Annotated in this window: 14 protein-coding genes; 4 read left to right on the forward strand and 10 right to left on the reverse strand. The window is 31.1% G+C overall.

The features are described from left to right. Positions 1-58 precede the first annotated feature (58 nt). From JG553_RS06460 to prsA, 3 genes are all read left to right on the forward strand, one after another. Entirely contained in the window at positions 59-424 is a 366-nt protein-coding gene (locus tag JG553_RS06460) for a YtxH domain-containing protein (RefSeq protein ID WP_000648118.1), read from the forward strand. A gap of 732 nt (positions 425-1156) precedes the next feature. Further along, the gene (locus JG553_RS06465; protein ID WP_000477959.1) at positions 1157-1714 is read left to right on the forward strand and encodes a DUF3267 domain-containing protein; all 558 of its coding nucleotides are present in this window, start codon (positions 1157-1159) and stop codon (positions 1712-1714) included. Positions 1715-1918: 204 nt separating this feature from the next. Then, complete coding sequence (prsA, locus tag JG553_RS06470; protein WP_000782121.1) at positions 1919-2881, forward strand: peptidylprolyl isomerase PrsA; 963 nt, start codon at positions 1919-1921, stop codon at positions 2879-2881. A 120-nt stretch (positions 2882-3001) separates the two neighbouring features. On the opposite strand, the gene yhaM is transcribed toward prsA, so the two are convergent. From yhaM to JG553_RS06515, 9 genes are all read right to left on the reverse strand, one after another. Continuing rightward, positions 3002-3943 (reverse strand): 3'-5' exoribonuclease YhaM, encoded by a 942-nt coding sequence (yhaM, locus tag JG553_RS06475; RefSeq protein ID WP_001244175.1) that lies wholly within the window; start codon positions 3941-3943, stop codon positions 3002-3004. Then, positions 3940-6876 carry an ATP-binding protein gene (locus JG553_RS06480; protein WP_000584648.1) on the reverse strand — a complete coding sequence of 979 codons (2937 nt, stop codon included), beginning with the start codon at positions 6874-6876 and terminating at the stop codon, positions 3940-3942. Before JG553_RS06480 ends, yhaM begins: the two co-directional genes overlap by 4 nt. Continuing rightward, entirely contained in the window at positions 6866-8062 is a 1197-nt protein-coding gene (locus tag JG553_RS06485; RefSeq protein ID WP_000238227.1) for a metallophosphoesterase family protein, read from the reverse strand. Before JG553_RS06485 ends, JG553_RS06480 begins: the two co-directional genes overlap by 11 nt. Positions 8063-8352: 290 nt before the next feature. After that, the gene (locus JG553_RS06490) at positions 8353-8451 is read right to left on the reverse strand and encodes a hypothetical protein (protein ID WP_001791795.1); all 99 of its coding nucleotides are present in this window, start codon (positions 8449-8451) and stop codon (positions 8353-8355) included. Between the two features lie 382 nt (positions 8452-8833). Next, on the reverse strand, positions 8834-9178 hold the full coding sequence (locus JG553_RS06495; protein ID WP_000290301.1) for a YlbF/YmcA family competence regulator: 345 nt from the start codon (positions 9176-9178) through the stop codon (positions 8834-8836). A gap of 68 nt (positions 9179-9246) precedes the next feature. Then, positions 9247-10371, reverse strand: a complete 1125-nt coding sequence (locus tag JG553_RS06500) for a DUF445 domain-containing protein (RefSeq protein ID WP_000992527.1) — start codon at positions 10369-10371, stop codon at positions 9247-9249. A gap of 178 nt (positions 10372-10549) precedes the next feature. Further along, positions 10550-11014, reverse strand: a complete 465-nt coding sequence (xdrA, locus tag JG553_RS06505; RefSeq protein ID WP_000375864.1) for an XRE family transcriptional regulator XdrA — start codon at positions 11012-11014, stop codon at positions 10550-10552. 355 nt (positions 11015-11369) lie between these two features. Further along, the gene (locus JG553_RS06510) at positions 11370-11993 is read right to left on the reverse strand and encodes a response regulator (protein WP_001045133.1); all 624 of its coding nucleotides are present in this window, start codon (positions 11991-11993) and stop codon (positions 11370-11372) included. A gap of 21 nt (positions 11994-12014) precedes the next feature. After that, a complete protein-coding gene (locus JG553_RS06515; protein ID WP_000437967.1) occupies positions 12015-13127 on the reverse strand; it encodes a GAF domain-containing sensor histidine kinase in 1113 nt (370 codons plus the stop codon). A 162-nt stretch (positions 13128-13289) separates the two neighbouring features. Here JG553_RS06515 and JG553_RS06520 point away from each other — a divergent pair, with 162 nt between their 5' ends. Further along, complete coding sequence (locus JG553_RS06520) at positions 13290-14111, forward strand: RluA family pseudouridine synthase (protein ID WP_000669376.1); 822 nt, start codon at positions 13290-13292, stop codon at positions 14109-14111. Between the two features lie 462 nt (positions 14112-14573). Here JG553_RS06520 and fumC read toward each other — a convergent pair whose 3' ends face one another. Next, the gene (gene fumC / locus JG553_RS06525; RefSeq protein ID WP_000116224.1) at positions 14574-15959 is read right to left on the reverse strand and encodes a class II fumarate hydratase; all 1386 of its coding nucleotides are present in this window, start codon (positions 15957-15959) and stop codon (positions 14574-14576) included. Positions 15960-16131 lie beyond the last annotated feature (172 nt).

Raw genomic sequence — 16131 nt, forward strand, 5'->3', positions numbered from 1 at the left:
CAATTTTAAACAAAATGAGTTATCAAGATAACAGATGTTAAAAGTGAGGAGAATATAAATGAAAGCATCACGCATTCTATTCGGTATCGGTGTTGGCGTAGCAGCTGGTTTTGTAGTTGCACTTCAAGGACGTGACGACAAAAGTGTCAAGAACAACACGATCGATCGTACTGCCCCTACTGGTTCAAAATCAGAACTACAACGTGAATTTGAAACGATTAAACAAAGTTTTAATGACATTTTAAACTATGGTGTTCAAATTAAAAACGAAAGTGCGGAATTTGGTAGTTCAATTGGTGGTGAAATTAAGTCATTACTTGGAAACTTCAAATCTGACATTAATCCTAATATTGAACGTTTACAGTCACACATCGAAAATTTACAAAATCGTGGCGAGGATATTGGAAACGAAATTTCTAAGTAGCAGGTTACGTTCTCGATCACAACTATTTTTATTAGTAACAGCATATTTATTTTTTAAAATTAAATGCCAAATAAACGAGATGACATTAGAAATTAGATATTTCTTGTCATCTCTTTTTTAAAACTCAAATGAACTTATGTTTACAAATTATAGGAAGACATTGTTTGTAGTGATTTTCGCTTAAATCATATTTATGAATTGATTGAAAACATTGCTTAGGATTCATTGTGTTATCCTTGCACTTTGATTACGCTTTACTTAAATCATTATCGACAAACAACATACTTATATTTTCATTGAGCCGAACCTTATATACACATTACATATACCTTACTTGCACAAATTATTAATCTGGTGTTTATTATAATTACATATCACTATATTTTTAGCATTTGTATAACTTAGTTGGTCAAAAGATGCTTTTGCATATGCCCTGCCATATCCATTTTTTATATTATTCAAGTTTTCAAATACTCATGTCACACGCGCCTTTTTCATAAGTGATGCTTTATTAGCAAGAATATGTGTTCGCAGAAATTTGTTCTGCATTCTACTTCTACGCTAGTCAATCAGACAATTTTACCAATCCCCACTTTCGCGTTTCAAATCAAACAATACGTCGCTCCTTTCTTCTTATATAACAATTCTTCTAACATGATATGTTACTATTGAATTACTGAACCTGAGTTAGTTATAATCTAACTTATATTGAAAAGAGATGAGGCGTAAGATATGTTTTTATGTAAAAGACAAATTGATATCAATGCACGATTTGGTTTGCCTAGAATTGCATTTATGAGTGCAGTTGCAACCATCATTATGTTTTTAGTTAGTTATGAAGTAATGTATTTTTTATCTAATACGCCATTATCAGATAGACATTTTCTCATCTTTTTATTACTTGTATTTATGACGTATCCATTACATAAAAGTATACATTTATTATTTTTCTTACCATATAGAAAATCGTTTAAAGTTCATAAGTTAACTAAAAGAAAATGGCTTATATTCTATAATACCTACGTCAATCAACCTGTACACAAATTTTATTTTTGCATTAACTTAATATTGCCGTTAATTATCTTATCTGCAATGTTCGTTTATCTAACAATTTCATTCCCGCAATATGGACATTATTTTATGTTCTTATTGGCATTGAATTTCGGTATTTCCATTACAGATTTATTATATTTAAAAATAATTATATTTTCTAATTATGGACAATATATAGAAGAACATAGTACAGGTATTAATATTTTGAAAAAAATTAAAAATCCATATCATTTATAACAAAATAATTATAGCAAGGTGTTATTATTTGTTTTTAGGCTATGTAATAGCTTACAATCAAATGTATATAGACCTTGTTTTTTTATTTTCATCAATTTCTACCCCTAAACCTAATGCTCTAGTCTGATGTCATGGGTTATTGATTGGTGATAATATAAAACTATGTTATATTCACGATGATTAACTTACAAAGGAGTTTCAACTATGAAGATGATAAACAAATTAATCGTTCCGGTAACAGCTAGTGCTTTATTATTAGGCGCTTGTGGCGCTAGTGCCACAGACTCTAAAGAAAATACATTAATTTCTTCTAAAGCTGGAGACGTAACAGTTGCAGATACAATGAAAAAAATCGGTAAAGATCAAATTGCAAATGCATCATTTACTGAAATGTTAAATAAAATTTTAGCTGATAAATATAAAAATAAAGTTAATGATAAGAAGATTGACGAACAAATTGAAAAAATGCAAAAGCAATACGGCGGTAAAGATAAATTTGAAAAGGCCCTTCAACAGCAAGGTTTAACAGCCGATAAATATAAAGAAAATTTACGTACTGCTGCTTATCATAAAGAATTACTATCAGATAAAATTAAAATCTCTGATTCTGAAATTAAAGAAGACAGCAAGAAAGCTTCACACATTTTAATTAAAGTTAAATCTAAGAAAAGCGACAAAGAAGGCTTAGATGATAAAGAAGCGAAACAAAAAGCTGAAGAAATTCAAAAAGAAGTTTCAAAAGATCCAAGTAAATTTGGTGAAATCGCTAAAAAAGAATCAATGGATACTGGTTCAGCTAAAAAAGATGGCGAATTAGGTTATGTTCTTAAAGGACAAACTGATAAAGATTTTGAAAAAGCACTATTTAAGCTTAAAGATGGTGAAGTATCAGAGGTTGTTAAATCAAGCTTTGGATATCATATTATTAAAGCTGATAAACCAACAGACTTTAACAGTGAAAAACAAAGCCTGAAAGAAAAATTAGTCGATCAGAAAGTACAAAAAAATCCAAAATTATTGACTGATGCATACAAAGATCTATTAAAAGAATACGATGTTGACTTTAAAGATCGTGATATTAAATCAGTTGTCGAAGATAAAATCTTAAACCCTGAAAAACTTAAACAAGGTGGCGCACAAGGCGGACAATCCGGCATGAGCCAATAACACAAAACCGAGCGACCGTGGTTCAAAAATCATACCACGGCCGCTCGGTTTTTTCGCATTAAAAATCGGACAGATGAGCTCATGTTTCAGTATACTCATCTGTCCGATATCTTTTAATTCTTAATCGAGTGATTCAGGATTGTAGAATCTACGATTTTCAAGACCAAATATTTTATCTGTAAACTGACCCTTGTCAGTTTTTTTATATGCCTTTTCAAACATATTCATTCTAGCATCGATATTATCGATATAGCATAAAATTTCTGCTTCTTTTAAGTATGGCAGTTTTGGAGAACCATACTCTAACTTACCATGATGAGATAAAATCATATGTCTTAACAACATGATTTCTTCTCCTTCAATGTTCAATTCACGAGCTGCTTCAACTACTTCATCACTCGCAATCGAGATGTGTCCTAATAAGTTACCTTCGACTGTATACGACGTCGCAACAGGACCACTCAATTCTCTAACTTTACCAATATCATGCAAAATAATACCACTATATAACAAACTTTTGTTTAACAATGGATAAATGTCACAAATTGATTTTGCAATACGTAACATCGTTAATACATGATAGCTTAAGCCACTCGCAAAGTTATGATGATGAGAACTAGCAGCTGGATATGTGTAAAATCGTTCTTGATATTTTTTCAATAAATGACGTGTGATACGTTGTAAATTAGCATTTTCAATATCTAGCAAATAATGAGAAATCTCTTCTTGTATTTCTGCCGGTGATAAAGGTGCACCATCTACAAATTGTTCTGTTTTTAATTGATCTTCAGTTGTCGCTAGTCTAATTTGGTTGACTTTCATCTGTTTATTTCCGCGATAGTTTATGATGTCACCTTTAACATGTACAATTTCTTCAGGCTTGATTGTTGCCATATCATTTTTTGTAGCCGTCCAAAATTTCGCTTCAATTTCACCACTTTTATCTTGCAAATGTAATGTCATATAATCTTTACCTTGTGCTGTTACACCCTGTGTAGCTTTATGCACTAAGAAAAAGTGATCAACTGAATCTCCGGGATTTAGATTCTCTATATTTCTCATCGTTTCCCGCCTTCCTCTATTTTGTTTAATGTAATCACTTCTTTTGATGGAACAATATTATCTTTTACACATGTAAAGTATAGTACTTGATAGTGTTCTGATAATGATCGTAAATAATTCAACATTTTTTCAGTACGTTTTTTATCAAAATGAACAAATGCATCATCAACAATTAATGGGAACGGATAATATGGTCTTAGTACCTTAATTAAACTGATACGTAAAGCTACATAAAGTAATTCTTTTGTAGATTGACTTAGTTCAACAGGATCATATAATTGACCATTAACATGTTTAACCGTAATTGAATCTTCATTATAGTTAATCATCGTATATCTGCCATCTGTTAAATGCTTCAATATTTCTACCGCTTCATTAATAACTTGAGGCAAACGTTTATCTTTAATTTGTTTAATGTGTTCATCAACTAAACTTTGTAAATAACTTAAACTTGCCCAATCTTTTGCGATATCATTAAGTTGATTTTTAAGACTGTGATATTCATGTCTTAAATTAGCAAGCGTTGTATCAGTTTCCATGTGATTGATTTGTGCACTTAAATCACTGACTTGTGCTTGCATTTCAAGATATTGCTCATTATATTCGTCAACTTGAGTAGCCAATAAATGATCTTCTTCTTCAAGTTGTGCAGTTGTTTTTTCACTTAAACTAGAACTTAATTCATAAGAATAGTTTTGGTTCTCAAGATATTTAGTTAAATCATTAAAACGACTCAAATTACTAGTATAAGTTTGGTAATCTTCATGATGTTGGTAAAAATCTTCTTCAGTACCAACATTGATAAAATCGAATAGTGCTGTAATTTCTTTATTATTTTCTTCTAATTGAGCATTTAAATGATTTAATTCATTTGTAACAAGTTTGGTATTTTCAGCATTAATACGCCATTTTTCATTCGTGTCTTCAGCTGATTTCAACCATTGTTGCACATCGTGGAATAAAGATAATTTGTTGAAATAAACAAATTGTGATTTTGTAACAGCTTCAGCATGATTGTAGAATGTATCTAATTCTTGAACCAATTGCTGGCGTTGTTGATTTAAATCACTGATATGTTGATCTAATGCTTTAATATTCGCCATTGTAGAAATACTATCAACAATTAAATCATTTGAAATTTTAGATGATAAGTATAATTCATCCTTAACGTTCTCAACTGTCGATTGTAATTCATCATGACGCCCTTTCGCATCATTTAAACGACCTTCAATATACTGACGTTTCTCTTCTAAAATATCTTTATTTTTCAAAGCTTGTTGCCAGTGATCACGAATGCGATATTGCTCATCAAGATCAAAATCTAAGTCATAATTTTCATCTAAAATGGCTAGTTGTGCTTTAATTTCTTCGATTTCATCTGTGATGGCCTCGCTATAATCTACTTCTTTTGATTTAGACATGATGATACCGATAACAAATACTAAAGTTAATACTGCGAAAATAATACCAAACAACATGTTGTTTGAAATAAATGAGAAGGCAGTTAAACCAATACCTACTAATGTTAAAAGAATAAACGTTGTTCGTAACAATTTTTGACGTTTTTGTTTTTCTTGTTGCTCAATTTCGAAACGTTCTTTCAATTTGCTATACAAGTTCTCTTTTTCGTTTAATTCAATGACTTGTTGTGAGTATTCTTTTTTCTTTTCAAAAGTCTCTTCAGGAACTATTTTTTCTTCAACAGAATCTAGTTCGCTATGAACCGCATTATCTTCGATTTTATTTTCTTCTAAACTACGTTCTAATTGTTTAATGTATGCAGCTTGTTCTTGTTTATTCTTGATTTGCTCACTGACATAACTTTTCATTGCCTCTGAACTATCTACGTCATGATGCGTTTCAGACCAACCAATATTTGATTGCAATTCATCTTTATCACGTTGTTTATTCGCAATATCCTTTTCGATTGCAGTAAGTTCAAATTCTTTATTTTTAATTTCATTTTCTTGTTGATTCAAACTAATGAAGGCGTCAATATCAGATTGTTTAACTGGCTCTAATTGAGTCGCTTCTTCTTTAAGTTGAGCTAAACGCTCATTTCTTAAACCAATATCTCTTTCTAACGATTGCTTATGCGCTCGTGCTTTTTCGTAACGATCCACACCTTTTTCTGGGAATGTGATTGGCTCAATATTTAACTGTTGTTCTAGAGACTTCCATTCTTGTGAATGATCATGTAAAGCAACCTCTTTTTGTTTTTCTTCATGCATTTTTGATAATTGATTTAAATTATGCTTTAAATTCTCTAATCGACGTGATGATTTATCTCGATCATCTACTAAGCGATGATATGTTTCTAGCTTTGCTTCTTCTTCACGAATTTGACTTTCTAGTTGTTTTAATTGCTCAATTTGTTGATTAATGATCGGATTTTTACCTGATTTTTTATATAATTCATCTTTTTTACGATTAATCACTTCGCGCATTGACGTGAATTCAGTTGATCCTAAAGCCCCTGCTTGTAATAAATAATCTTGCAATTGTTTTTCATTTAGATTTCTATGAATGTCTTGAAGCCCTAGTACATCAAATGAAAAGATACCTTGATATGTCTTTTTAGAAATATAATTAAGTTTCTTTTGTAACCAAGCATCATCACGCACAGCACCATTAGGTAAATATACTTTCACATCACCTTGAGCACTGCCTTTAATTCGTTCAACTTCAATCTCTAAGCCATCATCAAGAATAAGTACTAATTTACCACCGTATTGGTTACCTAGACGTGGTTCTAGTCTTGGCTCTTTAGACTTTTTAGTTGGAAATCCAAATAATATCGAATGGATGAATGCTTGAATCGTCGATTTACCCGCTTCATTTTCACCAAAAATTTCAGTGAAGTTTTTATTAAATTCAATTTTACGTTGAACAAATTGACCGTAACCATAAATTTCAAGTGATTTAATTATCATTTTGTTCACCTCTCATTTCAGCTTTTAATATTTCTTCAGCACGATTAACTAATGCTGTATGGTCGAATGTTCCATAATCGTCTAGGAACTTAGATGCCCTTGGATTTAAATATAAATCTGACATCGCTTTATCAAAAACAGTTTGATCGACTAATAATTCCGCTGAAAATTCATTAACTAAAGGTGACTCATCATTTTGTGCATATTGTATTTTTAACTCATCAATATATACAAATTGATTTTCGTTTTCTTCATAATCTGTAATCATTTCTTCAACTTGTAATAAATCTTGAGGTGAAATTAATGTCTCACTATTAATAACAAGCGTTAAACGATAAAAGGCTTTTCCTTCTTCTCTCACTTGTTCTTTAAAGTTTTGAATGACCTCGTATAAACCTTGCTTAGATGTCTTATCCGTTTCAATAGTTGCTTCTTCAAATCTAATATACTGTGTAGGATAAAATTTAGTCTTTAATTTTAAGTGGTCACCCTCGATTAATAAGCAACCTTTTTCACCTTGCTCATTAAAATGTCTACCTTGAATATTACCTGAATAGTTAATTACAGGCATATCACTTAATTGTTGACGTTCATGTATATGACCTAAAGCCCAATAATGATACAATTTACTGTTTAAATCTTCTAAAATGAACTCGGTATATCTTTCGTTAACTGAAGATTTACTATACGTACCATGCAAGACACCAATATGTATGCCTTTTTGGCCTTGACTTGATGGATATTCATCAATCTTGTTCTCATAACTTGCTCTATTTTCATAACTAAATCCGTGAATATAAATTGTTTCACCAGATTTAGTAATTGCTTCATACGTCTCAACTTTATTTGAAAATACAGAAACATTATCTGGCCAGTTTGATGAAATCTTTGATGATAAAGGATCGTGATTACCATGACAAACATAAACAAAGATTTGTTCATTTTGTAAACGTTCAAATTGCTGTTTTAAGAAAATTTCAGCACGTAATGTTCTGTTTTCACTATCAAATAAATCACCCGCGATAATTACAAAATCAACATCTTGTTGTAATGCAATATCTACAATATTTTTAAAACTTTCATAAGCACTTTTTTGAACATCCTCAAAAATTTTAGGGCTTATATGACTCTTAGATTTGAAAGGACTATCTAAATGTAAATCCGAACAATGAATAAATTTAACCATACATCCATATCTCCTTAATTAAAGGTTCTAACATCAATTTTGCAAAATCCAACTATACAAAGCATTCTAATCACTATATTCATACTTATAGGTGTAGTGATTCATTAGCTGATTTATTAAAACCAGTCGCCATTTTTATTTCGTTAAAAAACTATTATCTACACAATAATAAAGTGCTTTAGTCAAATCGTGATGTTTTATTTATTAACAAGTTTATTATTTCTTCATTTTACCATAATACGCTTCATATCGTCGATGAACATATGAAATTGAGACACATTTATAACAGTTTAAAATTTTATTTGTAGCGTACGTTGATATTTTTCAAAAATTTCAGTCGGAAATGCAATTTCCGTAGTTATTAACACCGCTAGTGAATCAAATGGCACATTAAAGATTTACATGATTACTCTACTAGATTTGCTCGGCAGTAATGACCAATTAGAAACTAAATGTCAAAACTATCATTGCACTTAATACGCCAAACATTTTCAGGCCGTTCTTAATGAGTCATTAAAAGTGAAACGCTTTTCCATCAGTCCGATACATGACCGAACTAATAGTATTATGTTGAAAACTTTACACTTCAAAATGCAAAAAGGAAGTTAGGACACGTTTACTAGCCTAACTTCCGTTACTGAATGCATCTGCCCAATTTGACAGAGAGCCTCTAACTTCCGTTATCAAAACTAAAAAAACTACCCACAAAGTCTCGGACTCTGTCGGCAGTCTATTCCTCTATTTAAAGGATTGAAAAATATTATTTTAATATTAGTCAGCGTAAATTTCGTCTAATGGTTTAACGATAATTTGGTTGATTTCTTGGAATACTTGACTCATTTTTTGTTCAGCATTCATTAATGCAGAGATGTTTTCATCTTTTTCAATTGCTTGCGCTTGTTCTTGCGCTTTTTGTAAATCTTCTTCAGCAATTTCTTCACCTTGCATTTGTTTTTGTTGGAAGTTAATTTGAGTTTCACGGAACTCGTCGAATAACTTTTTAGATTCTTCGTTAGCTTTTACATTAGCGAATGCTTCTTTGATTGCTTTGTATTCTTCGCTTTCTCTTAAAGCTTGTTCTAATTGATTTGCATAATCATATAAATTTACTGCCATGGTTATAGCACTCCTTTGTTGTGATGTTTATTAAAACGTTCGATATTACTTTACCACATCTCGCTTTTTTAGACAAAGATTGCAACCAAACCTTGGAAAAATCCAATAATACCACCTAAAATGAAACCTAATGACATAATCAACTTTAGTTCTTTGTTAGCAATTTCTATAATTAATTTTTCAATATAATCTAAGTCAAACGTATTAATTTGTTCTTCAATTAATCCTCGTAAATCCACTTTTTTCATAATTGTAGATAAGTGAATCGATAATTTTTCAATGATTAAATTTGCTAATTTGCTAGAGAGTTGACCTTCTAAATAATCAACGAATTGAGGCATTAACGTAACCACTGGCTTATTCGCTTGTTTGCTTGCATATGTTGTTACATACACTGATAGATTTTCAGCGATTTCATTAAACTGCGATGCATCTAACAGTTCATTCAATGGTTTATCTTTAAAAGTTTGATATTCATTGGTAATTAACGATGTCACAATTGTTCTTGCTTTAGGATGAGATGTTAAACGTATAAGTTCTTGTTGAATGCGATCTGCAATACTCTCTTTTGTCATAAACATTTGCAACATACCAATTAACTTACCTTTCTCATTGAAAAAAGTATCCAACATATCATTAATATCTTGTGTGCCTTTTGCAGATGATAAATAATTCCTTGCACGATCACATAATAAGTCTGTTGCGTTATCTACATGCTGATTTAAAAATGTTACAAGTTGATTTGGCAATAAAGATGCTATTGTTTGGTTTTGATGCTTTGTATAATAATTATTCAATTGTGATTCAATATATTGATTTCCATTAGTTTGTAATACTTGTTCTAAATCAATATCGATTTGAGAAGTAATTTGTTTTATTGACAATTGATCTTTCGTCAACTTTTGTAACTGCTGTTGAATCATAGATTCTATTGCTTGCTGTGATTGCTCGCTTTTCAATTTTTCATTAATTAAAGTTTCTGTAAGCAAATGCTCTTCAATCACTTGGCCAATTTTAGTTGCAATTTCTTCGCGTCTTTTCGGTATTAAACCTGGTGTAAATGGGACTCTAAATTTAAATATATAGTATGGTTTAAAGGGGTGAAACAGCATTCTAATTGCAATTACATTAGTAATGCCACCAATTATCGCCCCTACTACAATCATAAATATGATAATAAATAGTGCATTCATAATTTTGACTCCTTTGTGACAACATAGTTATTCATTATACCACTATTTTTATTTTTTAATTCATTAATCATTTCACTTTCTGCTCAATTTATTATTAGTTTACATACAAAAAGCGATGCCTCACCTCTCGAAACAGGTGTGTTACATCGCTTTTATTATTTATTAAAAGTATATAGGCCTAGATATGTACTAATTCTTCTTTAGCATTTCTGTTAAAGTATGTTTCAGCTTCTCTCATTTTAGAAGTACCGAAAATTGGTTGGTTATCTGGATTTAATACACGATAAATATTGCTTACTTTGTTACTTTGTAAAATGTACCCATTACGAGTCTCAATGTTATTCCAATAAATATCACTTGTTGGTGCATGGTTTGGATATGCACAATGATTTCTTGAAATTGTTTGAACGATTTCTAATGGATCACAGCCAAATGTACTGTTTAATACTTCAGAGTCTCTGAATAATGCACAAATTGAAATACAAGTTGTCCAGTTTGGTAATACTCTCTCTTTTTCGATTTGTACTAAAGTCTTTTTAGAAAGTCCAATTGTTTGCGCCATAGTATCTTGCGTATAACCAGCCTCTATACGAACCATTTTAAATTTTGTTTGAATTAAATCTGTAAAACTCTGTCTATCCATTCTGTTATCTACCTTTCTGTTTGGGGAATTTTATCCGGACACAAGAAATTGCAATAATACACATTTCTTGAAACACAGATTACATCTTAATATATTTTTAATAAAATGAAAAGAGTCAATTTCACATTTGTATTAAATTTTGATCAAGTCAACAAGAGTTAAGTTTACTTTATAATGAAGCGAAAGTAAATGAAGTAAAATTTTATGCATAATCACTAGATTTGATAAAACTTACACTTTTATAATGATATCAAATTTACAAAGAAAACTGTATAATAAACCCTATCGCTATAAAAAATTCATCAAAATCAGATTAAAAATTGTCTATTTTTCGACAAATATTTAAAAGCTCATTCTAAATCAACTTATTTTCCATTGCATAAATTGCTGCTTGTGTACGATCGCTAACTTGTAATTTACTAAATATATGACTGACATGTGTTTTAATTGTTTTTTCAGATACAAATAAAGTTTCTGCAATCTCTTTATTTGTTTTACCTTTAACCATTTCACGTAACACTTCAATTTCTCTCTTTGACAACTTATTCGTGTAGTGTGGTTTTTGGCTAACTGTTTCGAATACATCTTGTGCCTTAGGATGTATCATTTTTTCACCGTTCATAACTCGTCTAATAGTTTCAATTAATTGCTGAGGCTCAACGTCTTTCATTTCATAACCATCAGCACCTTTATTGATTGCTGAAATTACATGTTCATCATCAACATAACTTGTTAATACCAAAACTTTAATATCCGGATAATGTGCCTTAATATATTCCGTAATTTCAATACCATTCATGCCAGGCATCACTAAATCTAATAGCACAATATCAGGGTGCTCATGCTCTTTTAAATATTCTAAAAATGTTTCTCCATCTGCAAAGTCTTGTAAAACTTCTATGTTTTCAATCGTGGATAATAAAAATCGCAATCCTTGTCGCACAATATAATGGTCATCTACTAATATTACTTTGTTCATGGGTTATCTCCTTAAATCAAGCTATTTTATAGGAATTGTGAATTGTATTTGTGTACCCTTTGTTGGCTGAGAATGAAAGGTCACTTTACCTCTTAATAATTTAACTCTTTGTTTTATGTTATTAATACCGTGTGATGAAGCTATCTGAACATTATCGATCTCAAATCCTTGACCATAATCAATCACGTCAATATATAGTATATCGTTCATTTGTTTTAATGTAAGATCCATTTTATTCGTATCAGCATGTTTCTTAACATTATTAATACACTCTTGTAATGCTCTGTATATGTTTTCTTCGATTTCATTAGATAAATCGATTAAACCTTCTACATTTACATTTAATTGTATATGCATTAATTTACTATATGCTGTCAAAGCATGAATTAAACCTTGCTCAAGTCCAACTGGCTTAAGTTGCCAAATCAATGCACGCATTTCATTAACGGCATTTTGACTCGTTTCCTCAATCGTCTTGAATGCTTGTTTAGCGATGGATTCGTTTGACATGCCATACGCAGCATGTGCTGTTAGTTTTACAGAAAATAACATTTGATTTACTGAATCATGTAAATCTCTAGCTAAACGATTACGTTCATTAATTTTTGCCGCTTCTTTTTCACGGTCTGTTAAATAAATACGTTTGATGGCTGACCCTAATTGAAATGCGACAGACTCTAGCAACTCTAAATCTTCATCGCTATATATTTCAGTATTTGGAGACGCTACATTTAAAATGCCGAATTGTTCTTGACCCGATTTAAGTGGTACCGTTGCATGATGTGTAATATTGTCATTTTGGCTAGGAAATGCTTTAGAGGCTAAGTTAATACGAGAACAATTGACGATATTCGACGCTTTCATTAGCCTACGTTGATTAAATGCTTTCACACACCAACAAGACCCATCTTTAATATAGTGACAGTGGTCTGCTGTCAAAGATTGTGGTAGAGCCACATGTGATACAAGTTCATGTTCACCTACGCTATTGATGAAAAATATCCAGCCTGTCGTGAAATTACTGCCCTCAATTAAATATTTTAACGCACCTTGGGTCATGCTATACATTTCAGTTTCTTCGTTTAAAAATTCGGCAATCTCTTTTAATAAAGCTAGTCGCGTCCTTTGTTCCATCAAATCGCTCCAATTCATTTTTACGTGTATTAACTATTATACATTGAGTTATTATATTTTTAAATCTTAGACGTAAACATGATAAAATGGCCTTGATTACTCAATAGTTATATTTCGGAGAACTGATTTGTGATATGATATTAAAGACTATAGGAGGATTTTATGAAATTTAAAATACCAGAAAACTTTAATGACTTAAGTTTACGAGATATTTTCCAACAACTTAAGGTACCTAAAAAAGATTTACATCATTTAAATATGTCTAAAGATATTACTATTAATGATAAACCTGCGCGATTAATGGATAAAGTGCATACTGGCGACGATGTATTTGTTCCAACCATCGATGAAAAAAGTAATTATGTTCCAAGTTATCGTTATGCACAAATTAAATACGAAGACGATGATATGGCAATCGTAATGAAACCTAAAGGTGTTAAGACTCACCCTAATGATTTAAAAGAAAGCAATACTTTAATGAATCATGTGATTTACACTATTGATAGTGACTATGTCGAACCAATTCATCGACTGGACCAGGAAACAGTAGGATTATTAATTGTTGCTAAAAATCCTTTAATGAAAAAAATTCTTGATCGCATGTTAGAAGACAATGATATTACGCGGATATACAAAGCAAATGTTAAGGCACTTTTACCTTTAAAACCACAAACGATTGATATGCCAATTGGTAAAGATAAATTCCATTCGAATAAACGACGTGTGTCTCCTACTGGACAGCGTGCAATTACACACATTTTAACTTCAAAAATGATAAAAGAAGCTGTGTGCCAACTTGAAATCAAGTTGGATACTGGACGTACTCATCAAATTCGTGTGCATTTAGCTGAAATTGGTCACCCTGTTATTGGTGATCCTTTATATGGTGATTCAACGTTAAGACAATTAGAACTTGAAAGTTACAAAATAGAGTTTGTGCATCCCTTGACTAAGGAAGTCATTTCCGTTTCTTTGGATGACTAATTTGATTAGTTTTGCATGATATTTAAACATGCAATACCGCATTGTAACTAAATCAAGTATCAACTTAAATCGGATAGATGGAAAATTATTAATTTTTTCAGATGTTCGGTTTTTTTGTTTTTTACGATGCTTAGGATTTTATATTTTGATATTTTAGTAATTATTCATTTTATAACATCCTTGGATAATGACTTGTAGTCTTTTTCAACTGCGTTACGTGTATCTATGGACAATACATGACATCATAAGATTTTTATCACAGGTTGTTTGGCCAATACATGTACAACAATTCATCATATAAAAAATAGGTTCTATAATAAAACGGACTCCATGAAAAGTTTTTCCTTTTCATGGCTCTATATCAAATCAGACTTATAAGTTCAATTTGACATAGACAAAAAATAAAGCTTGAACACTACATCTACCTGTAATGCCCAAACTTTATTTTATATTAATATTTAATTAATGAGGATCTACCATATCTTCTGGTTTAATCCATGCTTCAAATTGTTCTTCTGTAACATATCCAGTTTGAATTGCAGATTCTTTTAAAGTTAAACCTTCTTTATGGGCTTTCTTAGCAATTTGAGCTGCTTTTTCATAACCAATATGTGGATTTAATGCAGTAACTAACATTAATGATTGATTTAAATAATTATCAATATTCTCTTCGATTGGTTCAATGCCCACTGCACAATTGTTATTAAATGTTTCCATACCATCAGCTAAAAGATAAATTGATTGTAGTGTATTATGCATAATAACTGGTTTATAAACATTCAATTCAAAGTTACCTTGTGAACTTGCGAAGCCAACAACTGTATCATTACCCATTACTTGGACTGCAACCATTGTTAACATTTCACATTGTGTAGGATTAACTTTACCAGGCATAATTGATGAACCTGGTTCATTTTCAGGGATAGAAATTTCTGCCAAACCAGCTCGTGGCCCTGAAGCCAACCATCTCACATCATTAGCAATTTTCATTAAGTCTCCTGCTAATGCCTTCAATGTTCCATGCAATTGAACAACTTCATCATGCGCTGTAAGTGCGTGGAATTTATTTTCAGAAGATACAAATGGATAACCCGTATTTTCTGAAATATAATGTGCCACTTTATCACCAAATTCAGGATGCGCATTAATACCAGTACCAACAGCCGTACCACCGATGGCAAGATTTAAAATGTGCTTCTTAGATTCAGATAACATTGTTTCACAACGGTCAAGCATATAACGCCAGCCACTAATCTCTTGTCCTAGTTTGATCGGCGTTGCATCTTGTAAATGTGTACGACCAATTTTAATAATTGAATCAAATTTATCTTCTTTTTCTTTCAAAGTATTTCTTAAAAGTTTTAATGCAGGTTCTAATTTTGTTTCAACCTCTTGATATAATGCAACGTGCATAGCAGTTGGGAATGTATCATTCGAACTTTGAGATTTATTTACATCATCATTTGGGTGGATACTTTCATCACTTTGATGATCTTTTAAATACATATTAGCAACATAACTTACTACTTCGTTCACATTCATATTACTTTGTGTACCGCTTCCTGTTTGCCATACAACTAGTGGGAAGTGTTCATCTAATTCACCTGATAAAATTTGATCACATGCGTATACAATGGCATCTTTCTTTGCCTCGCTTAATTTTCCTAAATCAAAATTAGCTATTGCTGCTGCACGCTTTAGTTGTGCAAAACCATAAACTACTTCGATTGGCATACGCTCTTTACCAACTGGGAAATTACGTTTACTTCTTTCTGTTTGAGCACCCCAATATTTATCTGCAGGTACTTCTATTTCTCCAAAAGTATCATGTTCAATTCTTACTGACATTCAATTTCTCCCCTTATCACTGTTTATTTAACTGTAGTATATCATTAAATAATTTAATTGAGCAATTTATGATTAAAACGTTTTCATAATTTGAAATAAAAATACACTAATCGCACGTGTTCACCCTTTATTACAGTGATACGGTCATACGATTAGTGTGTTATCTATCATT

The organism is Staphylococcus sp. T93, from assembly GCF_016743875.1.
GTDB classification, from domain to species: Bacteria; Bacillota; Bacilli; order Staphylococcales; family Staphylococcaceae; genus Staphylococcus; species Staphylococcus aureus.